Source organism: Chryseolinea serpens (assembly GCF_900129725.1).
GTDB lineage: Bacteria > Bacteroidota > Bacteroidia > Cytophagales > Cyclobacteriaceae > Chryseolinea > Chryseolinea serpens.
On the sequence record NZ_FQWQ01000004.1, the window covers coordinates 75,207 to 97,446 of the forward strand.

Consider the following 22,240-nt stretch of genomic DNA (forward strand, 5'->3'; position numbering starts at 1 on the left):
CAAACGCCATGTTTAAGATCATCAAAAATTGCATTGCCTTCTCGCTAAAGAACAGGCTCTTTATATTCCTGGCAACATTCCTGTTGATCATCTGGGGTGTCGTGGCTTTTAAAAATATTCCCATCGAAGCCTTTCCGGATGTTACCAATACGCAAATAACGATCATTACACAATGGCCCGGCAGAAGCGCAGAAGAAGTTGAAAAATTTGTATCCCTTCGGATCGAAGTGGCCCTGAACCCGGTACAGAAAAAAACCTCCGTACGTTCAACAACCGTCTTTGGTCTTTCCGTGGTAAAAGTCATTTTCGAAGACGGTGTCGACGATGCTTTTGCCCGTCAGCAGGTAAATAACATGTTGCGCGGGGTTGAGCTGCCCGACAATGCGGAGCCTGATATCCAACCGCCGATTGGCCCGACCGGTGAGATTTTCAGGTACACGTTGAGCAGTACGGCCAGGACCGTCAAAGAATTAAAGACCATTCAGGATTGGGTCGTTCAGCGTCAATTCCTGGGGGTACCGGGCGTCGGTGATGTCGTTAGTTTTGGAGGGGAAGTAAAGACCTATGAGATCAAAGTCAACCCGCAAGAATTGGCGTCTTATAATATTACGCCGCTAGATGTTTACAATGCCGCATCTAAAAGCAACATCAACGTCGGGGGAGATGTCATCGTGGATAATTCGCAAGCCTATGTGGTAAGAGGCATTGGCTTGTTGAATAATGTGGACGAGATCGAAAATATCATTGTCACCAATATCAATGGAACCCCCATCCTCGTAAAGGAAGTGGCGGAAGTGGATATTTCTAACCTACCCAGGCTGGGACAGGTGGGAAGGGATTTGCAAAATGACGTCGTCGAAGGGATCATCGTCATGCGCAAAGGAGAGAACCCAAGCGAGGTGATCAGGAGGGTGCAGGCCAAGATCGATTACCTCAATGAAAAAGTGCTACCTGCCGATGTAAAAATAGATACCTTCTACAATCGCAATAATCTCATTGACTTTGCTACCCATACCGTCCTGCACAATATGTTGGAGGGAATAATTTTTGTCACGGTCATTGTCTTTCTGTTTATGGCCGACTGGCGCACAACGGTCATCGTGGCCATGGTCATCCCGTTGTCTTTACTCTTTGCCTTTATTTGCCTTACCCTAAAGGGAATGAGTGCAAATCTTCTGTCGATGGGGGCAATTGACTTTGGCATCATCATCGATGGGGCCGTGGTCATGGTGGAAGGTCTCTTTGTGGTTTTTGATCAGCGCGCCCGTACGATGGGGATGGAGCGGTTCAATAAGCTTTCCAAATTGGGCATCGTCAAAAATACAGGAGGTGAACTGGGTAAAGCCATTTTCTTTTCCAAGTTGATCATCATAGCAGCCCTGTTGCCTATTTTTTCTTTTCAGAAAGTAGAGGGGAAGATGTTTTCACCCCTGGCCTGGACGCTTGGCTTTGCGCTGTTGGGCGCTTTGATTCTGACACTGACACTCGTTCCCTTACTCAGTAGCTTGCTGCTACGGCAAAATGTCAGGGAAAAACATAACCCGTTTGTGGAGTTTATCACCAACAGGGTCATGACCATGTTCTCCTGGACCTATCACCATAAAAGGGTGTCGCTTTTAATAGTGTCGGCCCTGGTAGCCATCGGATTGTTTTCGTTTAAATTCCTGGGAACTGAATTTCTGCCGGAGTTGGACGAAGGAGCCATTTACATCCGGGCTACTTGCCCGCTAAGTGTTTCGCTCGAAGAATCGCGCGCCCTGGCAAATAAAATGAGGAAGGTCATCCGGGCGTTTCCGGAAGTTAAACAAGTGATGTCCCAGACCGGCCGCCCGAACGATGGAACGGATGCCACAGGGTTCTACAATATTGAATTTCATGTGGACATCTATCCAAAAGATCAATGGACCAGTGGTATCACAAAAGAAGAACTCATCGAGCAGATGCAGGAAAAGCTGGATGTATTCCCGGGTATTAATTTGAATTTTTCCCAGCCGATCATGGACAATGTGGAAGAGGCCGTCTCGGGCGTAAAGGGGTCGCTCGTGGTAAAGATCTACGGAGAGAAACTGCCCGTAACGGAGAAAAAGGCAAATGAGATCTATGACGTGATGAAGAACATCGCCGGTGTTGAAGACCTGGGTGTCATCAGGAACCTTGGCCAGCCTGAACTGCGCATCGATTTAGACGCTGCAAAAATGGCGTTGTATGGCGTCACCACGGCCGATGCGAACGCTATTATTGAAATGGCCATCGGCGGCAAGGCCATCTCTCAGATCTACGAAGGCGAAAAGAAATTCCAATTGCGTTTGCGCTATGAAGAGGCGTATCGAAACAATGTGGAAGCGATCGGTAATTTGATGGTGCCTACTTTACGAGGCGCCCAGGTCCCTATAAAAAATATTGCGTCGATCGAAAAGCTGACGGGGCCAAGCCTGATCTTCAGGGATGACAATCGCAGGTATAGTGCGGTGAAGTTTTCCGTGAGAGGTCGCGACATGGGCAGCACGATCGCCGAAGCCCAGCGAAAGGTGAGTGAATCGGTTCAGCTGCATAAAGGATACGAAGTCCAATGGGCAGGTGACTTTGAAAATCAACAGCGCGCCACACATCGGTTGCAGCAAGTTGTGCCAGTGAGTTTGCTGCTGATTTTTTTGATCCTCTTCGTGATGTTTGGCGACATAAAAGATGCGGGCATCGTGTTGCTGAACGTTCCTTTTGCTATGATTGGAGGCATCGCCGCGTTGCTGATCACGGGTACGAATTTTAGCATCTCCGCCGGCATTGGGTTTATCGCGTTGTTTGGGATTTGTATTCAAAACGGGGTGATCCTCATCTCCGTTTTCAAAAACAATTTGCACAAGATCCAAAGGGGCGAGTTCACCCATCACTCCCTGGAAAATGCCATTACCGATGGCGTAAGAACGAGAGTGAGACCGGTCATCATGACCGCCCTGATGGCTGCCATCGGTTTAATGCCGGCTGCCCTTTCAACAGGGATCGGATCGGAAACCTCCAAGCCGTTGGCCATCGTTGTCATTGGAGGATTAGTGACGGCCACGATATTAACACTGCTGGTCTTTCCGTTGTTCTTCTACGTGTCGTATCGGAAATTGGGACAAGATCTGGAGTGATGCATATCCTTGATAGAAGGGAGAGGGCAGGGAGGGCCTTCTCCTTTTTATGAAGGATATGAATAGTCGGTGGAAACGACGCTCGTATGGGGACTATTCGTTTCGTAAATTCATTAAATTTGACCGATGGAAGATTTGTTTTGGGTGCATCAAGAACATCGCTGTGGGATGGCGAACAAAGACCATCGGATCGGATGACCATGAAAGCACAATTCATTCTTCCGCCCTTCGCCATTTCCCGGTGCGTAAAAAACATACTGGTGGTTGAAGATGCCCATAGGTCAAGCGACTTCATTCTGCCGCTCTTTGCCAACGGCGCGCCGACACTTGTTTTTCAAAGCGTCAAGGCGTCAAGAAACGGTAAACCGGTGGGACATCTCACCCTCTACGGGCAACTCATTGCACCCAGCGACCTGGTGATCAAAGGAGACTTTACTTTAATAGCGTATTTCTTTTATCCCTACGCCCTGCGCTCCCTGTTCGATGTGAGTGGCGCCGAACTGACGGACGAACATGCGGACCTCCATTTTTTAAAAGCGGCCACCGACTTTAGCCTGCAGGAAAAACTTTTGAATGCACCGGCGTTAAAAGACCGGTTGGAAGAAATGACGACGTTCATCCAAAAGCTGATGGAACGCAAAGCCGCCGACGATAAAAAGATCGTATTTGCCACCACCGAGATCCTGAAAAACAACGGCCTGCGACAACTCACCGACATCCGGCAGGAACTGAATGTTTCGGAAAGAACCTTTCAACGACTGTTCGAGCTAAACGTTGGCATCTCCCCAAAAATGTACCGTCGCATCTGCCAGTTCGATGCTGCCTTTCAAGCACTCCACCTGGATCCCAAGGCCAAGCTGAGCGACATCGCGTATCAAAACGGTTTTGCAGACCAAAGCCATTTTATCCGCGTTTTCAAGGAGTTCACAGGCTTCACCCCAAGTCAATACCTGGACCGGCTTTCTCAGTATATTCCATAGACTTTTAAAAAAGTTTCTTGCCGTGACGGGTCTGTTCTATTTCCGCGGACGGGGCTGCCCTAACGTTGTGTAAAAATTTAACCGATCACAAATGAGACAACTCATCGTCACCGAATGGATGTCATTGGATGGCATCTTCGATTCAACCCTCATGAACCAATGGTTCGAACCCTATCATAGCGACAGCCGCGCCGCATCCATACGCGACACCATCGACAACTGCGATGTCATGCTCTATGGACGACATACCTACGAGATGATGTATCCCTATTGGTCGTCGCTGAAAAATAACGAAATGGGGGTAGCCGCAAAGTTGAACGCCGTAAAGAAATACGTGGTCACCACCACGCTGAAAGAGGGGTGCTGGCAGTCGTCCACCGTCATCCGGCAAAACGCAATGAAAGAGGTTGCTGCCATAAAAGCGCAGGAGGGAGGACCGATCCTGGTCCAGGGTAGTGCAACGCTCGTGAGATCGCTGTTGGAGGCTAAGCTTGTGGATGAATTGAAATTAATGATCCAGCCCCACATCATGGGATTTGGAAGGAGGCTGTGGGAAGAAAACTTGAACGTTGGCCTGGAGCGTCTCGAGGTTCAAAACCTGGACAAAGGCGTGACGGTTGTGAGATTTAAGCCGATACCCTAAGGCGGCTGTGAAAATCTGCCATGGTTATTTGATTGACCAAATTGTTGACGTTGCCTGGAGAAGCAGATCACCATTGATGACCTTCGAAGCTGCCATGACGTTGGGCACATTTGCCGCTATGCGAGCGTTGCCATAGACATCATGGAGAAACACCAGCGAACCAATGATGGCGGTCACTACACCGACTATGGCGAGGAGGGAACGGACCCGTGATCTGTTTCCGGTTTCGAGGGTGTTATCAAGTGTTTTCATTTTGCCTTGTGATTATGATGTAAATAACGGGCGACAAAACGGCTTTGGCTATGGCAAAAAGGCCATTTCAGGACCCCGGTAGGTGAATGCCGGAAAACGGGCGGTGAATATTCGCGGAGGGAGGGGCAGGGGAGGGTTACGCCTGAACCTGATGTGATCGCCACCGCCGGTGCTTCAAATGGAAATACATCATCGATCCGGCGATCAACAAACTACCCGCAGCCGAAACGGCATAGCCCGCCAGGAGAAAGAAATCCAGCCAGCTCACGTCCGCAAAGCCAAATTCCTTGAACAGCACCACGCCCAGGCTCCCCAGGTACCCAAAAGAATCGGCGATATACATGATGAATCCCACGGTGCCCACATACTGGAAGGCGGCCAGCAGACGGTCAAAGAAGATGCTGTTGAATGGAATGTAGCCCAGGTACAATCCCAAGCCGATGAGGATCATCCAAATGGTGGGAGAGATCAGGTGTTGCTGAAACAGGAACGTGCTCACGCCCACCAACACCATGCCCACAAACACGATCAGGTGATTCACCATCAAAGCAGTTTTGTTGTTCTTGATCAGCATGGTGCTGCCGATAATGATGAGCACGGCAATGGACACGGGTGTTTCGGTGGTGGCAAAAATCTCTGGCGAATTGCCATAGCCCAGCGACTTCCAGACCTCGGCCGAAAAATTGTCGCGCAGGTCGCGGAAGGTGGTAAGCAGCATGTAGCTGAGGGTGAACAAAACAATACCCGGTAAAAAGGTGGCGACAAAGTTCTTGCGCTCTGTCGCATTCATCGGCTGTCGTTTTGTGCGCAACTGCTCATCCAAAGCCGACGGCGGCGGCAGTTTGTCGAGCAAATACAGGAACACCAGCAAGGGCACCACGAATACGCCACACGCCGCAAACGGCATCCACATTTCGGGAACACCCCAATCGCGCATGATAAAGCCACCGATAGACTTGGCAAACCCGGCGGAGAAAATAAAGCTCACCGACAGTCCGGCACCCAGCACCTCCGTGAATCGCCGTCCTTCCAAATACCCGAACACCATGCCCCAGACGAAACCAAGGGGAAATCCATTGGTAAAGAGAAACACCATATTATAAGGCGGAGGCACCAACGCGAACAGCAACCACGACAAACCGGCCAGCCCCACCATCAGCAGGATGCCCATGGCCCGCGAGGCGGCTTTCAACTCCGAAATGATTTTGATGCCGACGAACTTGGCACAGCCATAGCCCACCACCTGGAAGATGACGAGCCAACTTTTAAAACTCAACGCCCCGACGCGCATGCCCTCGAACGTGGCCACGGAGAAGGCTTTCCGGAAAGCATAAATACAGGTGTAGAGACAAAACGCCATGAGGGTGGCATACAGGGCAAACCAAAAACTGTGGGTCTGCTTTAACCAGCGGGTGATGGGCGACTCAGTAGATAATACCATGCGCGTTGAATGAAAAGGGTTTCCAGCGGCCTTCGTGTAAGCAGCTGATCGTTTTAAATCCGATACGGTGCAACAGCGCTGCCGTTTCCGGGAAATGGTTGGTCAGATCCTCCGGGCGATGCGCGTCGCTATTGATGGTGAGGGGAATATTTTTCTCCAGCAACAACTGCAGTATCCAGGGACTGGGATAAGGATCGTCCAATTTTTTATGATACAGTCCCCGGGTGTTCACCTCCACGATGGCGCCGCTTTTTTTGATGAGGTCCAGCGTTTGCCGGAGCTGATCCACATACCATGGGTCCTGCTCGTTGAAGAATTGACCGTCTATATTTTGGATCTTGATCTTATCCAGGTGCCCGATCACGGTGGGGCAGGCCTCGTTGATCATTTGCCGGGTCAACTCGTAATAGCGCACCAGCGTGTCGCGAATGTTGCTGTGAAAGATCTTTTCATACCCTTCCAGGAAATGCGCATGCGGACCGTCGATCTCCCAATGGGTTCCATCGGGCAATGACTCTACAAAATGGATGGAACCGATGGTGAAGTCGAGGAGGGGGCCGAAATCGGATGGGGCCACCATGCCGGGAATGAAGTCTACTTCCAGGCCGGCGTAAATCTCAAGGTCTGGGGTGGTCGATTTGAGGCTTTGGATCTCGTCCCGGTAGGCGGTGAGGTTCTCCGTCTTCATACACCATTTTGAGGGAAAGGGCAGGGGTGCGTGCGAGGAAAAGCCGAGGCTGACCATGCGTTGCTCCTGGGCCCGCGCTACGTGGTCGGCTAGCGTGCCTTTGCCGTCGCAAAAATGACTATGGGTGTGAACGTTCGACCACATCAGGGGGCGTGCAGGTTTGAGGTTTATGATCCGATTTAAGGTATTTCAATGGGGTTTCAAAATAGGGATGGAGAACCGGCCACAGGGGTTGGCGTCTTTTGCCGGCAAACGCCGGTCACCCTCAAGTCAATCCTAACAGTAGTCAGTCGCACAGAAGGCCTGAGTTTTTAATTAACAAATTCATCCCATGTGGGTGACAGAGAATTCACATGCGTGTTTCACCTTTGCTGCCGTCCTTCACCATTCAAGCAGAATATTTCTTCATAAGTTTAGGTTAATGAAAGAACTTCTTCGAAGGACGAGCCCTCCAGTCGGGAGGGCTTTTTTTATGCCTGCCGGGTTATCGTTTCATATTCCGAGACAGTGCGAAACCCCTGGTATAGTTTGTAAAGTACGAAGAGGTGGAAGCCACCGATTAAGCGGATCAAAATAGAACGCTATTAGGCTGATGGACTCGCGGAAGGATATAAATCATTGACACTGTTCAAACATTTGCAGCATTCCTAAAAAGATAACCCCGACCTGGCACAGACCGTGAACTATGTAGATAAATCAAAGAGGGGATAGGCTTACTCTTTAAGCCTAAAGCCCAAGGAGCTGAGGCGCTTCAATGATAGTTGCTGACTGTGTGAAAACATCTATTACCTTTAGCAAAAATGAGGGAGTTTTTTACTCGTGCGATAATGGCGCAAATGCCGAAGAAGTATGATAGTGATCAACCTCTTTTAAAGATACTCGAAGACGCCGTAAAAAAAATATCCAGACAAGTTTCTCAAAACGCTATTACAGGATCTAGGGAAAACAAAGGTGTTGAAAATGGAAAATGACGAGACTACGGAGGATAAATGGGGGTGGGTACCCTTATCAATTTGTTTCGTCGCCGTGGTTGGTTATCAACTCTATCTTATCCGCTCGGCAAATCAAAACGAGACCTTGGTTAAAAGTGATTACTTAATAACTTACGGAAAGATACTTGAATATTTGGATTTGAATGGTGGTGTTAACGGAAGTGATTCCAGGCAGATCAGGTATAGTTATAGCGTGGGAAATGTGCGCTATGACCGGGAGATTGTGACGGAATTGATTTTTCCCGAGTGTGAAGAGCCATTATCAGAGGCTTGCCAAGCAAAAACATTTTGGGTGATATATTCTAAAATCGACCCTAGTAAAAGCCTAATAAACTTCGAAGTTGATATAAAGGGAGACACGGCATTATCGGGATTTCACGAAAAGGTTGACGATTTTTACTAGATTCGGAACAGCGTAGACACTGATGTTGGCAAAATTTTCAATTTCTCTTTTCTACTCTCCGGTCTCAGTTTGCTCATTTTCATAATGAACTCAGCCAGTTTAAATTCGTCAACTCCAAGTTGTCCAACTGAAATATCTATTTGATGTGCATCAATCTCAGGGAAGATCATAAAGGGTCTATCAACTTGTGCCTTCTTAATTGACGATAAGTACTTGTTGTCCACAATCAAACAAACATATCCCCCGATTAACACGTCCATAGCATATGCGCGTTGAATAACGTCCCAATTAATGAAGTCTTTACAGGTTCTGCGATCAAATATTCCGATTTCGTTTATCACGATTTGTGGTCGCCTGTCGAATAGATGAAATATTGCAACTGGATACCCAAGTCCACAAACACCGATAACCGGATACCAAGCCCTTGTTGGAACATCGAGCGTCACCAACAAGAACAGTGCACAAACTACAACTACTGAGGAAATAAGAATTAGTTTAAACGCCCTCTTCGGAGACTTATACAATATAATTTCCATTACTCCCGCTAATTTCGTGGGTTCAAGATTCAAAATACCAAAGTGTCAGAGTATTTCTTAATAAATCAGTTGGAACAGTGAATGCCAATGACTACACCTATTATCACGATGCCGCCAACGGCTAATAGAGCGATGTTGAATACTTTTTTCATGCGAAGCGGGATTTAAAGAACGGGTTTTAAAAAAGGGATCTTCATCCCGGCTGGATTACTAACTCGTGGATCAAGGAATCTTACCCACGCACACCTTCTGTGTGCTAGGTGTAACTAAAACAGCTTCCTTCGTTGGGCTAAGTAAAACGCGAATTAAGACAACGGTATATTATTATATGCTTTGTGTCTAATGGGTTCAAAACTATTAAATAGGTCAATCATTTTATACCCCAAGCCGGGAGGGCTTTTTTATTGCTCAAAACTTTCTGTTAAGGGCCCCTGAGAAATCCTCACTCCAACGGCATCGTTATACGCTAAAGGACGGTGCCTGCTACTTTGCTACACCCATTCATTTTTCTCTGGACTTAATGGGAAGGAGTTTATGATTCATAACATAGTATTCTATTACCTTACTTAAATCGCGCACTTTTTTAACCAGGAGTTGTTCGCGTTCCTGCTTTGCGTCGAGGTCCGACAGGATAGAGGTTTCCATCAACTCCACATGCAACAGATCGCAAATGAAGTTCATTTTGCTTCGCACAGATGCCATCTGCTCGGTAAGTTCCGCTCGTTCCAAATCGGTCAACATAGCCCTGTTGTTTCTATGAAGGTAGAAAAAGAATAAAGCAAATTCTCCCCCATCATCAGGGGTTTTCTATGCTGGGGCGATAAAAAAACAAGCAAGTGTTTAAACTTGCTTGTTGGCTTGAGTTCATGCCTTGAGAAAAGACTTGCCGGAAAACGGCGACTACTATTCTGCGAACGTGATTGCATCTCAAGTTCTTTGATGCCATCACGTTTTACAGTGATGATTTCCGGGTCCGGTATTCAACCCCAGAAGGCACAGCTCATTTGATTTGTTTCTTCAATGCTGAAACTTCAGCTTTCAGGGAATTGACTTCGTTTTGCTGCTCCAGCATGTACAGCGTGAGCTCTTCAATTTTTTTCAACAACAGCATATTCATTTCCCCAACGTTGATACCATCTTTTTCAAGCTCCTTAGCCGCGGGCACTTCGGGAAGGTGTTTGTTTTGGCTGATGAAGTCCCTGAGTTCGCTTAACGAGGGCATCTTATAGTCGCTTTCAAAAACATAATCCGGCCCTGGAACACTCAGGTCAACTTTCACTTCCTGCGCATGGACAGTGCCTTTTACGGCAAGTTTCGCGTCCGGAGCGGTTGAGCCAATGCCGACATTTCCGGAGTACATATTGATGCTCATCTTAGGATTGAATGTTCCCGATGGATCATCACCAGTATTATAGCCAAAATGCAGGTAGCGCTGTACACCGCCGTCATCCGCACCAATAATGGCAAAATCGTTGGCATAGCCTGTAGGGGCTGTTTGCATACCAAAATACCCCTTATTCACTTGATCAGCATTCGCACGAAGAAAAAATGAAGGCTTTTTGGCGCCCGAACCAAGGTCACCGATCTTGATCCGGTGACCACCTGAAATACTGGAATAGACACTAAGCGTTGCGTCCGGATCTACTACACCGAGACCAACGTTACCATTCGTATCGATAATGAGCCGGTCCTGCATGGTACTGCTGGGGTCCAACAAGCTAAAGAACATTTTAGGTTGGGTTGACCAATAGGTCTCCTTTAAGGTTATTCTTCCCAGAATACCGTTATTGGTGACGTTGTTGCCAATCCCGAGGTCAAGCCTCACACCCGCTGTGCCATTGGGGCTTCCCGGGTTAGTTTGTAGAATAGTTAGGGCGGTCTGTACTTGAGTGTTATCCCCTGCTACGCGTACTTCAAGCGGGGATACGGGTGATGTTGTGCCAATACCCACACGGCCCGTCGCCGGATTGGTTGTTGCAGTAACCGTTCCATTGGGAACAGACAATTGAGCCGTAGCCCAAAAAAAACTAATGGACAATAGAGACGTGAGGAGTACTCGCATAACATTTCGGTTTATGGTTGCTAATAAAGAAATAGATGAATGTATGTATGACGTAAATAATAAATAGCCGACAATATTTTATTGGCTGGCGCTCTGGAGGAAGCATAGCCCAACGGTGGCAAAGATAGCACCTGGATGAATGTGAAAAAGCAGAAGCCTGCTATTTGGTGATGTAATTTGATCTGCTGCGGGTTCCCTATCGGCCAGCGGCAGAAAGTTTGCGCAGCGAGTCAATTATGGCTTCCGTTACCTCGGTTAACCTTACGCGATATAAAAACGACGGATAGGTTGAATGCCTCAGTTCTGGCTGGCCTAAAATATCCTCAAACCACGGCAAACCCCGCTACTTCGTGGCCTTTCCCTGTGTTCCGATCCGGTGCAAAGCCCCAGGATTTCGGCGGCCGCAACCCTCCATTCCAGCCCTATTTTCACGCGAAGGAAGTGCCCGAAATCCGATCCATTAATATTTCATAACCCATTCAGCGGTAGCTTTCTACAAAGTAATATACCCTACTTGAAGTCATTCTTTTAGCGTTCTGTTTTGGGAGTTTTGATGATCCAACCTGCCAAGTGTTAGTCACGAAAACAGTTGGATCTGAATAACAAAAAACAAACCTATTAAGTATGAGGAAAATTTTACTAGTCTGTAGTATGTGCCTCGCCATTGCCTGGAGTGTGGTGGCGCAGGACCGAACGGTTACCGGCAAGGTGACCGAGCAAGATGGCTCACCCTTGCCGGGTGTGAACGTTATTGTGCAAGGCACGTCCGTCGGAACCGTCACGGATGTGGATGGCAAATATTCCGTCAGCGTTCCATCGGGATTCGGTGTATTGGTCTTTTCTTTTATTGGACTGACCACACAGGAGATAGATGTTGCCAGCCGGACCTCGGTCGACATTTCGATGTCCACCGACGTGAAGCAATTGGGTGAAGTGGTCGTCACGGCCGCCGGTATCGAAAGAGAAGCCAAGTCGCTGGGCTATGCCGTCAACTCGGTGAGTGGCGACAAGGTGTCGCAAAAATCAGAACCCGATTTGCTCCGCAGTATGCAGGGCAAAGTGGCCGGGGTGAACATTCTAAGTTCCAGTGGAGCGCCGGGCAGTGCCACCCGCATCACCATTCGCGGTAACAAATCCATGTTCGGAAACAACCAGCCGCTGTTCGTGGTCGATGGCATTCCCTACGACAACGGCTATAACGTCACCTCCAACGAAGTGACCGATGGAGCATCCTACTCCAGCCGCATTGCCGACATCGACCCCAACAACATCGAGTCGATGAGCATCCTGCCCGGTGGTGCCGCGGCAGCCTTGTACGGCGTTCGTGCCGCCAACGGCGTGGTGGTCATCACCACAAAATCGGGTAGCAGCCGCGCCTCCCGCAAAGGACTGGAGATTGCTTACTCCTCCGGTTTCGCGATCGAGCAAGTGGCCAACCTCCCCGAATATCAAAACAAATACGGCACCGGCTCGAAGGGCGACTATGCCGAAGCCAACGGCAGCTGGGGTCCTGCATTCGACCGGCCTGGACCCGGTGTGAACTATGGTCTGGATGGCAGTACGACACCCAACGGAAGCGACTATGATTCCATTCCGTACTGGTCTTCCTATGCCGCTGTTTTTCCGAACGGCCCCAAGATGGTGCCCTACCGGGCCTATCCCAACAACGTAAAAGATTTCTTTAAGAATGGAAAGGTGTTCGAAAACTCCATTACCATCAGCGGTGGTAACGAGAAGTCCGTGCTCACCCTCGTGGCATCGAACCTGAAGCAGGATGGCTACATCCCGCATTCATCCTTCAACAAGACCAACATCAGTTTGGGTGGACAAACGCAATTGGTGAACGGTCTTCACGTCGGTGGAAACCTCTCCTACACAAATTCCGCACAGCGTGGACCGCTCAGCGGCTATGGATCCGCCAACCAGGTGAGTGCCTCGGCGTTTTCGCGGATTCTCTTTCCGGGCCGCAGCTGGGACATCACCGGTCAACCGAAGTATGACCCCGTCACACAAGGCAACGTGTTCTTCCTGGGCTCGGCGGCTGACAACCCGTACTGGTCGGCACAGAACAACGGCATCCACAGCAACGTCGACCGGATCGCGGCCAGCGTAAACGCAGGCTACGATATCACGGACTGGCTGAACGTCACCTACAAGATCGGTATCAACACCTACAACGACCGCCGAAAAGAAGTGACCCGTAAAGGCTCCGTGGGTGCGGCAGGACTCGGACAAATCATCCTGGACAATATTTACTACCAGGAGATCGAATCGAACTTGCTGGTCACCATCAACAAGAACATCTCGGACGACCTGAGTCTCAAGGCGATCATCGGACAAAACATAAACCAACGCACCGGCGAAAGCCAGGCGGTAAAGGGTGTGAACTCCATCGCGTTTGATATCGACGACATCGACAACTACAACTCGGTGACCCCGTTTGGAGGCACGTACTATCGCCGAAGACTGGCGGGCTTGATGGGTGATGTTTCTTTGGGATGGAAGGATTATTTGTTCCTGAACCTGACCGGCCGCAACGACTGGTCGTCCACTTTGCCCAAAAACAAAAACAGTTTCTTCTATCCCTCCGTGAGCACCTCGTTTATTTTTACAGAGGCGCTGGCGATGGACAAGAGCATTCTTTCCATGGGTAAGATCCGTGCAGCCTGGTCGAAGGTGGGTAATGACGCGTTGCCCTATTCCCTGAAAGCAACCTACAACCTCAACCAAGGCAACAGCAGTAACCTCGTAGGTGCCCTGCCTGGAAACGACCTTCCGTTCCGGGGACATCCGGGTGCTACCACAGGTACGACCGTGTATGACCCCAACCTCACGCCGGAATTCAGTACGACCATCGAATTGGGAACGGACCTGTCGTTTTTCGGGGACCGCATCAATGTGAAAGCGACGGTGTATAAAATCAACACCACCGACCAGATCGCACCCATCGCGCTGCCTGACGAAACAGGCTTTAACCAGATCATCACCAACTTCGGCGAATTGTCGAACAAGGGGATTGAACTCGGACTGGATGCCACGCCCGTTAAACTTGCCAACGGCTTTACGTGGAATATCTATGGCACCTACACCCACAACGAGAATATTGTTGAAAAGCTTTCGCCAGGTGTGAGCGAGATCGTACTGCGCAACGTGTTTGGTGGCAGTGTGACTCCCATGCTGGCCGTGGGCAAGCAATACGGCATGTTGAAAGGAACCTATGATGTGACCGACGATCAAGGTAGGTTCCTGATCGACCCCGCCACGGGCGCGACCATCATCTCCAAGGACTTCCACTACATTGGAAACCCCAACCCGAAATTCCTGGCCAGCTTGGGCAACGCCTTCAGCTTTAAAGGATTCACGTTGTCGTGCTTGTTCAACCTTCGCTATGGCGGCGATCTGTTCTCGGCTACCAACCAATTCTATGTCGGAAGAGGCGTGACACGCTACACCGAGGAACGCGATGGAACGTTCATCATCCCCGGCGTTTACGGCGACACCAACACCAACAAGCCGATCCTGGTCGACAACAAGGAAGTGCCCAACACCACGCAAGTCATCAAGAACGACCTCTACTTCCAGACGGCCGGCGGTGGCTTTGGTATCAATGCCTCTGACAAACAAAGCATCTTCGATGCCACCGTGCTTCGCCTCAGCGAAGTAACGTTCGGCTACAGCGTGCCCAAAGTGTTCTTGAAAAAGACACCGTTTGGATCTTTGAGTCTCACGTTCACCGGCCGCAACCTCTGGTACAAAGCCCCCAACTTCCCGAAGTATTCCAACTACGATCCGGAAACTACCTCTTTCGGTGGTCAGAACTACACCGGTATAGAATACAACACGGCACCTTCGGTGAAGCGTTATGGCGTGAACCTGCGTGTTACCTTCTAATTTAACCTCGAACGAATCATGAACATGAAGACATGCACAAAATACATCGCCCTTTCCCTCTGCGCCTGGATGGCGTCGGGATGTAGCGATTTTCTCGATATCAACACCGACCCCAACAACCCCAGCAAGGTGAAACTTTCGCAATTGCTCACGCAATCGGAAGTGACCATGGTGAACTCGTTGGGCATCGGTTCTAACGGTCTTTCTACCAGCACTTCCATATTGGTTCACCAAACCGTGCAACGCGGCAGCGTGGATTCGTATGTAGTGTCGGGAGAAGACTTCCAGATCACCACCGCGTGGCAGAATTTATATTCCGGAGCATTGGAAGACTACCTGGCCATCATTGAACAAGGCACAGCAAGCGGCGACGCACACTACGTCGGCGTGGCCCAGATCCTGACGGCCTACGCCTATAGTGTCATGGTCGACGTGTGGGGTGATATTCCGTATTCGGAAGCGCTCGTGGGCAACGAGGTGCACTATCCGAAATACGACGACGATGCCTCGATCTATCCAAAATTATTGGAAATGATCGACAACGGCATCGCCAACCTGGCGGCAGAATCCGGTCTCTCTCCGGGAGGCGACGATGTGCTCTACAACGGCGACCTCGCCAAATGGAGAAGATTTGCCAAGAGCCTGAAACTGAAATTGTACAACCAGACCCGTCTAGTGGATGACGTCACCGCCGAGGTGAATGCGCTACTGACCGAAGGCGACCTGATGAAGGCCGGCGACGATTTCGAATTGGCTTACGGCACATCGGTTTCCCCCGACGACCGCAACCCTGCTTTCGTGTTGGAATATACGCTGGGTAATCGCCCATCCTATATCAGCCCCTACTTCTACGAGATCATGATGAACAAAAGCACGCTGAACGATGTGCTGAGCGGCATCACCGATCCCCGTACGCCCTACTATTGGTTCAAACAGCTCACCGACCCGAACGATGCTCAGAATCCCACGGAATACACCGACACCAACGGATTCCTGTCGATCTACTTTGCTTCACAAGGTGTGAACCAGGGATGGCAGCAAGACCGCTCGCAAACCGTGCTCGGGCTATATCCCATCGGCGGTCGCTACGACGACGATGAGGGAGGTATCGTAAATACTTCAGGTGCTATAACCGGTCCGGGTAATGTAGCCCAACGGTTGTATCCCTACTTCAACGCGCTGTATACCCAAGCCGAGTTGGTCCTCACCGAAACCGGGGTGACCGGCGATGCCAGGGCCTTATTCAAATCGGGCATGCAGGCGTCCTTTACCAAGGTCAATGCCATCGCACAAGCCGCCAACGCCCCGCTCATCGCGACGGCCGATATCACCGACTATGTGAACGATGTGCTGGTCAAATATGATGCTGCCGATGATGCGGGCAAACTGGAACTGATCCTCACCGAAAAATGGATCGCCAGCTTTGGCTTTGCCATTGACACGTATACCGACTATCGCCGCACGGGCTTCCCCATCATGTTCGATCCCAACACGGACAACATTCCCTTCACGGTGACCAGCCGGGGCTACCCGGTCGCGCTCGCCTACAATGCGAATGCCTTGAACCTGAATCAAAATGCACCGGCACAAAAAACGGTGACCACCGACAGAGTGTTCTGGGACCCTAACTGATGATATACTTTAAAAAATCTTAGAGTTATGAAATATAAAATAAACTATATAGCGCTGGCGGTTCTCGGAATGCTGCTCACGTTCTCGTGCGAGGACAAAGACAAGCAATTGTTCGACGACTTCCAGCAAGGGTCGATCCCGCTCTTTGCCCAGGAAGACGACGATTCAGGGCTAGTGAATTATCTCGATCCGACCGAGACCATACTGTCGTTCAATGTAACACCCGAAGGATTGTCGCCGGTGAGCAGCGTCGATGTATTGGTGACCTACAACAATTCTGAAACAGGCGCCAGCGAAACGATCACCTATACCAATGTGACGACTTTCCCGGCCACCGTGAAGATCACCCTCGACCAATTGCTGACAGCCTTTGGATCCGACATCGTGACCCAGGACACGTTGAGTCTGGGCGATAATTTCGTGATCGGCGGCGCCATGAAAATGGCCGACGGCCGCTACCTCAACGGCGGCTATAGCCCCAGTGTGTTCAGCAAACGACCCGTCACCCTTACCTATACGGTGAGCTGCCCTTCCAGTATTCCCGAGGGCAAATGGGAAGTCCATGTGGTGTCCACCGATGCCACCTATACCGTGAACCTCACAAAAGTGGGTGGAGGCACGTATAACATCGACAACTTCAACTTCGACTATGACCTGGATTTCTATGGCGGTTTCAACGACCTGGCCGGTGCAGCAACCTTCATCGACATCTGCAACGACCTGACGTTGAACGGCGTCGAACCTAACTATGGTATTTCGTGGCGCGGCAGCGGTGTATACGACCCCGCAGCACAAACCCTCACCTTTGGCGAGATCACCGACGTGGAATACGGGCAGGGACCCTATACAAACGGTGGCGGCAACTGGGTGTTGACGTATAAGCCGTAGGATAAAGAGAAGCATTTTGAAAGAAGGAGAGGCCGCCCATAAAGCGGCCTCTCTCCGTTTATAAAATACCACTTTTAGTTTTTGATACTCTTTTTCTTTTTTAGCTTCAAACTCATTAACCTGAATCTATGCGACCCACCTTGCCCTCCCTGCTTTTGTTGGTGCTTGTTCCCTTCCTTTCACCCGGCCAAAAAAAGAAGGCCGACGCCGAACCCGCACCCGTCACCTCGCCCATAGCCGACAAAGTGAAGAACTTCAAAAAGCTTCCCGGCTATTTCGAATATTACTATGACGAAAAACAAGACAAGATCTGGCTGGTCATCGACAAGTTCGACACGGAGTTCCTCTATGTCTATTCCCTGTCTGCCGGCGTCGGCTCCAACGACATCGGTCTCGACCGCGGACAACTGGGCTCGGAACAGATCGTGAAGTTCGATCGGAGAGGCCCCAAAGTGTTGCTGGTGCAACCGAACTATAACTACCGCGCCATCTCCAACGACAAATATGAACGCAAGGCCGTGGAGGACGCCTTCGCGCAGTCGGTGCTCTATGGATTCAAAGTAGAAGCGGAGGAAAGCGGCAAGGTGCTGGTAGATGCCACGGGCTTCTTCCTGCAAGACATCCACGATGTGAAAGGAACGTTGAAAGCCACCAAGCAAGGCAGCTACCGGCTCGACGAATCAAGATCGGCCATCTATACACCCCGCACAAAAAACTTCCCAAAGAATTCAGAGTTTGAAGCCACGCTCACGTTTGTCGGCGAACCCGAAGGTGCCTATATCCGCAGCGTGGTGCCATCGCCGTCAAGCGTCACCGTGCGCGAGCACCACTCCTTTGTGGAGTTGCCCGATCAGAATTATACGCCGCGCAAATTCGACCCGCGCGCAGGCTACTTCGATATATCCTACTATGACTATGCCACGCCCATCAGCGAGCCGATCGAAAAACGTTTCATCACCCGTCACCGCCTGAAAAAGAAAGATCCCACGGCAGCTTCCAGCGAGGCCGTGGAGCCCATCATCTATTACCTGGACCGTGGCACACCCGAGCCCATCCGCTCTGCGTTGCTCGATGGAGCCCGCTGGTGGAACCAGGCCTTTGAAGCCGCGGGATATACCAATGCCTTCCAGGTAGAGCTGATGCCCGAAGATGCCGACCCCATGGACGTGCGCTATAACGTGATCAACTGGGTGCACCGCTCCACGCGCGGCTGGTCCTATGGAGCGTCAGTGATCGACCCCCGCACGGGTGAGATCATTAAAGGACACGTCACCTTGGGTTCACTGCGCGTGCGGCAGGACTTCCTCATTGCCGAAGGCCTGTTGGCTCCTTATGAAGATGGCAAGCCTGTGTCGAAAGAAATGGAAACCATGGCGTTGGCGCGCCTTCGACAACTTGCTGCACACGAAGTGGGACACACCCTGGGACTGGCCCATGCCTATTCGTCCAGCAGTGAAAACCTGGCGTCAGTCATGGACTATCCTCATCCCTATGCGGCCCTGGTCAATGGCAAAGTTGATCTGAGCCATCCCTACGACGACAAGATCGGCGCATGGGACAAAGTATCCATCACCTATGGCTACCAGGATTTTCCTTCGGGCACGGCCGTTGAACCCGCCCTGAACAACATCTTGCAACAAGCTTTGAAAGCCGGCCTCACGTTTCTCTCCGACCAGGATGCCCGCCCGCTGGGAGGATCGCATCCTTACGCCCACTTGTGGGACAATGGCAAAGACCCCGCCGATGAGTTGAACCGGGTATTGGATATCCGCGCTGCCGTATTGAAAAACTTCGGAGAGAACAACATCAAGCCGGGGGCGCCCATGGCCACGTTGGAAGAAGTGTTGGTGCCCATGTACTTCTTCCACCGCTACCAGACCGAGGCATGTGCCAAGTTGGTGGGGGGACTGAACTACCGCTATGCCCTCCGTGGCGACGGCCAACCGGTGACGGAAATGGTCTCGCCCGCCGAACAAGCCAAGGCCCTCGATGTATTATTGAAAACGATTGCGCCTCAGTCGCTGATGTTTCCCAACAAATTACTCCAGATCATACCTCCCCGTCCCTTGGGCTATACGCGCCACCGCGAAGTGATCAAGATCCGCACCGAACTCACCTTCGACGCCCTGGGCGCCGCGGAAAGCGCCTCCCAAATAACCCTGAGTTTGCTGCTACACCCCGCCCGCGCCGGCCGCTTGGTAGAGTATCACGCCCGCGATCCCAAGCAACCCTCGCTGGAGGAAGTGATCGACAAAGTGATCCTGGCCACCATCAAGGCACCGCGCAAAAGTGGCTACGAAGGCGCACTCCAAATCACGGTAAACGACGTCCTTTTGACCAATTTGATCCAATTGGCCCTCGACAACAACGCCTCTGCACAGGTGCGGGCCATTGCCTATTTAAAGCTCGAACAGATCAAAGCGTGGATGACACCACGCTTCCAAACGGTGGTGGAAGAGGACTGGAAAGCGCACTATACGTATGCTCTGGCCCAAATTCAAAAATTCCAGGAAAATCCCGACGAGTATAAAAAGGACATCCCCCTGGTAGCGCCTCCCGGCCAACCCATTGGAATGGAGGAAATTGATTTTTGCGGTCGTTTTTGATAAATCCGGCGAATAAAAAGGCATTTTATGGTTCTTTTTTATAGAAGCCCGGCATGTAGGTTTTCATGTTTTTTTGAGTGGAATTTGAGACGGGGGCTGGCGAAGTTGCATGAACGGAATTGGAGCTTCCCCTATGTTACACCGAACGACCTTAGTCGTCTGTTTGCTATTATTGTTGTCTGCTTTCTGTTTTGCCCAAAGAAGCGAAACGGATAGCCTGGAAAGCCTTTTAAAAAACATTCCCTCCGACACCACCAAGGTGTGGCTTCTCAATAAACTGGTGACCGGTCTGCGTGAGCGCGACAACAACAAAGCCTTGGAGTACGGCCGCCAGGCTCACGACCTGGCCCTCGTGCTCAACTACGAACGCGGCCTCGGACAAGCCCTGGAGAACCTGGGTTGGATCCACTATCGCAAAGGCGACTATTCGCGCGCCTTCGAGCTCTCTACCGCCGCGCTTACCATTGCTGAAAAATTCAACGACGGATCGGCCATTGCCCGTTGCCTTAACAACGTGGCGGCGATCAGCTATGAACAAAAACAATTCCTGGTGGCCATCGCCAACTTCAAGAAAGCTTACGAAGTAAGCAGACAGATCGGCGACAGCGTGGCGATGTCGCGAAGCACAAACAACGTGGCGTTCAGTTTTCTGGGGATGGAGCGCTACGACTCGGCCAAGGTATACGCCGAACGTGCGCTGAAAACAAGCCACGGCAAAGACAAACTCTTCCTGGTTGGATTTTCGTATCGCACCCTGGGCGACATCGACGTGCACGACAAACAATACGAAAGCGCGCTCAAAAAATTTCACCACGTGATCAGCATTGCCGACGAACTGGGCAACGTGTTTCTGAAAGTGTCAACCCTGCACCGCATGGGGAAGGCCTATTATCTGCGCGGCGATCCCGAACGGGCGCTTTCTTTCTTGTTGCAAAATATTTCCCTGGCCAGCGAACACGAATTTAAAAACGAACTGGAACGCTCGCTGAAGCTGGTGTCGGATATCTATGCCTCAAAAAAGGAGATCGGCAAGGCGTTCGATTATCAAACCCAATACCTGGCTGTTCACGATTCATTGTACAACCAACGCAGCGGCGAACAAATGGCCCTGATGCAAGCGCGCTTTGATTCGGAAATGAAAGAAGCCAAGATCGAGTTGTTGCTAAAGGATTCGCTGTTGAAAAAGGAAGAGCTGCACGTGCAGCGCAGCCTGATCTATTTTTCCGTGGGATCCTTTGTGTTGATGGCCATCCTGGCGTTTGTGCTGCTCTATAACAACCGCGTAAAGAAACGGGCCAACGATCAACTGGCCGCCAAGAACCTGGAGATCGAACACCAGGCGCAGCAACTGCGCAACGTGAACATCACAAAAGACAAACTGTTCTCCATCATCAGCCACGACCTGCGAAGTCCCCTGGCCAGCCTGCGCGGTCTGATGGATATTATGAGCATTGAAGAATTGACGCGGGAAGAGTTCCTGACCACGACGGGCAAGCTCCGTCAAAACCTGGACTCCGTGCGTGAGGACCTCGACAACTTATTGTTCTGGGCTCAGTCGCAATTGAATGGACTTCAAAGCAACCCTACATTCCTGAAGGTACGCCCGCTGGTAGAAGAAAAGATCCAGCTCTATGAGGAGATCGCGCGTCAGAAAGAAATCACCGTGGTGAACGAGATCGATGAATCCCTGTCGGTGCTGGTCGACCGGAATCACATCAGCCTCATCATCCGCAACCTGCTGGCCAACGCGTTGAAGTTCAGCAAACCGGGCGGTCTCATCATCGTGCGCGAGAAGTTGAAAGGCGACTTGGTCGAGATCTCCATCACCGACTCTGGCGTGGGCATGACCTCCAGCGACCTTCGGAAATTGTTCAATGTGGAAACACACTTCTCCAACCCCGGCACGTTTCAGGAAAAAGGCGCGGGCATCGGCTTGTTGCTGACCAAAGAGTTCATAGAAAAAAATGGTGGATCCATTTGGGCCACCAGCGAACTGGGCAAAGGATCCACCTTCACATTCACCGTCCGGCAAGACACCAACCTCGTGAACGAAGAAGAAGTCGTTTAACGGCAAACGTCAGTCATTTCATCACAG

Annotated in this window: 15 protein-coding genes; 9 read left to right on the top strand and 6 right to left on the bottom strand. The window is 50.7% G+C overall.

All coding sequences use genetic code 11. The features are described 5' to 3' along the window. The first annotated feature begins 8 nt into the window (after window positions 1–8). The 3 genes from BUB30_RS24890 to BUB30_RS24900 all read left to right on the top strand — a co-directional run bounded on the left by BUB30_RS24890 (window position 9) and on the right by BUB30_RS24900 (window position 4,754). Entirely contained in the window at window positions 9–3,131 is a 3,123-nt protein-coding gene (locus BUB30_RS24890; RefSeq protein ID WP_073139824.1) for an efflux RND transporter permease subunit, read from the top strand. A gap of 119 nt (window positions 3,132–3,250) precedes the next feature. After that, window positions 3,251–4,111: a helix-turn-helix domain-containing protein gene (locus BUB30_RS24895; protein ID WP_178377194.1), complete on the top strand. Its 861-nt coding sequence runs from the start codon at window positions 3,251–3,253 to the stop codon at window positions 4,109–4,111. Window positions 4,112–4,202: 91 nt separating this feature from the next. Then, window positions 4,203–4,754, top strand: a complete 552-nt coding sequence (locus tag BUB30_RS24900; RefSeq protein ID WP_073139827.1) for a dihydrofolate reductase family protein — start codon at window positions 4,203–4,205, stop codon at window positions 4,752–4,754. A 24-nt stretch (window positions 4,755–4,778) separates the two neighbouring features. Here the strand turns inward: BUB30_RS24900 and BUB30_RS24905 are convergent, their stop codons facing one another. The 3 genes from BUB30_RS24905 to BUB30_RS24915 all read right to left on the bottom strand — a co-directional run bounded on the left by BUB30_RS24905 (window position 4,779) and on the right by BUB30_RS24915 (window position 7,279). Beyond that, window positions 4,779–5,006: a hypothetical protein gene (locus tag BUB30_RS24905; RefSeq protein WP_073139830.1), complete on the bottom strand. Its 228-nt coding sequence runs from the start codon at window positions 5,004–5,006 to the stop codon at window positions 4,779–4,781. Between the two features lie 136 nt (window positions 5,007–5,142). After that, a complete protein-coding gene (locus BUB30_RS24910) occupies window positions 5,143–6,447 on the bottom strand; it encodes a DUF5690 family protein (RefSeq protein WP_073139832.1) in 1,305 nt (434 codons plus the stop codon). Next, window positions 6,431–7,279: a histidinol-phosphatase gene (locus BUB30_RS24915; protein ID WP_073139833.1), complete on the bottom strand. Its 849-nt coding sequence runs from the start codon at window positions 7,277–7,279 to the stop codon at window positions 6,431–6,433. Before BUB30_RS24915 ends, BUB30_RS24910 begins: the two co-directional genes overlap by 17 nt. A gap of 816 nt (window positions 7,280–8,095) precedes the next feature. Between BUB30_RS24915 and BUB30_RS24920 the strand changes: the two genes are divergently transcribed. Continuing rightward, window positions 8,096–8,530, top strand: a complete 435-nt coding sequence (locus BUB30_RS24920; protein WP_073139835.1) for a hypothetical protein — start codon at window positions 8,096–8,098, stop codon at window positions 8,528–8,530. On the opposite strand, the gene BUB30_RS24925 is transcribed toward BUB30_RS24920, so the two are convergent. From BUB30_RS24925 to BUB30_RS24935, 3 genes are all read right to left on the bottom strand, one after another. Beyond that, complete coding sequence (locus tag BUB30_RS24925) at window positions 8,527–9,099, bottom strand: hypothetical protein (RefSeq protein ID WP_143165077.1); 573 nt, start codon at window positions 9,097–9,099, stop codon at window positions 8,527–8,529. The genes BUB30_RS24920 and BUB30_RS24925 overlap by 4 nt on opposite strands. 468 nt (window positions 9,100–9,567) lie before the next feature. After that, window positions 9,568–9,807 carry a hypothetical protein gene (locus BUB30_RS24930; protein ID WP_073139841.1) on the bottom strand — a complete coding sequence of 80 codons (240 nt, stop codon included), beginning with the start codon at window positions 9,805–9,807 and terminating at the stop codon, window positions 9,568–9,570. A gap of 259 nt (window positions 9,808–10,066) precedes the next feature. Beyond that, a complete protein-coding gene (locus tag BUB30_RS24935) occupies window positions 10,067–11,128 on the bottom strand; it encodes a tail fiber protein (RefSeq protein ID WP_143165078.1) in 1,062 nt (353 codons plus the stop codon). 624 nt (window positions 11,129–11,752) lie between these two features. Between BUB30_RS24935 and BUB30_RS24940 the strand changes: the two genes are divergently transcribed. From BUB30_RS24940 to BUB30_RS24960, 5 genes are all read left to right on the top strand, one after another. Next, a complete protein-coding gene (locus BUB30_RS24940; RefSeq protein WP_073139847.1) occupies window positions 11,753–15,019 on the top strand; it encodes a SusC/RagA family TonB-linked outer membrane protein in 3,267 nt (1,088 codons plus the stop codon). Window positions 15,020–15,037: 18 nt separating this feature from the next. Continuing rightward, window positions 15,038–16,651 carry a SusD/RagB family nutrient-binding outer membrane lipoprotein gene (locus tag BUB30_RS24945; protein ID WP_073139850.1) on the top strand — a complete coding sequence of 538 codons (1,614 nt, stop codon included), beginning with the start codon at window positions 15,038–15,040 and terminating at the stop codon, window positions 16,649–16,651. A gap of 27 nt (window positions 16,652–16,678) precedes the next feature. After that, complete coding sequence (locus BUB30_RS24950; RefSeq protein WP_073139852.1) at window positions 16,679–17,539, top strand: hypothetical protein; 861 nt, start codon at window positions 16,679–16,681, stop codon at window positions 17,537–17,539. Window positions 17,540–17,667: 128 nt separating this feature from the next. Further along, the gene (locus tag BUB30_RS24955; RefSeq protein WP_073139855.1) at window positions 17,668–20,145 is read left to right on the top strand and encodes a zinc-dependent metalloprotease; all 2,478 of its coding nucleotides are present in this window, start codon (window positions 17,668–17,670) and stop codon (window positions 20,143–20,145) included. Window positions 20,146–20,278: 133 nt separating this feature from the next. Continuing rightward, window positions 20,279–22,213, top strand: a complete 1,935-nt coding sequence (locus BUB30_RS24960) for a tetratricopeptide repeat-containing sensor histidine kinase (protein ID WP_221408801.1) — start codon at window positions 20,279–20,281, stop codon at window positions 22,211–22,213. Window positions 22,214–22,240 lie beyond the last annotated feature (27 nt).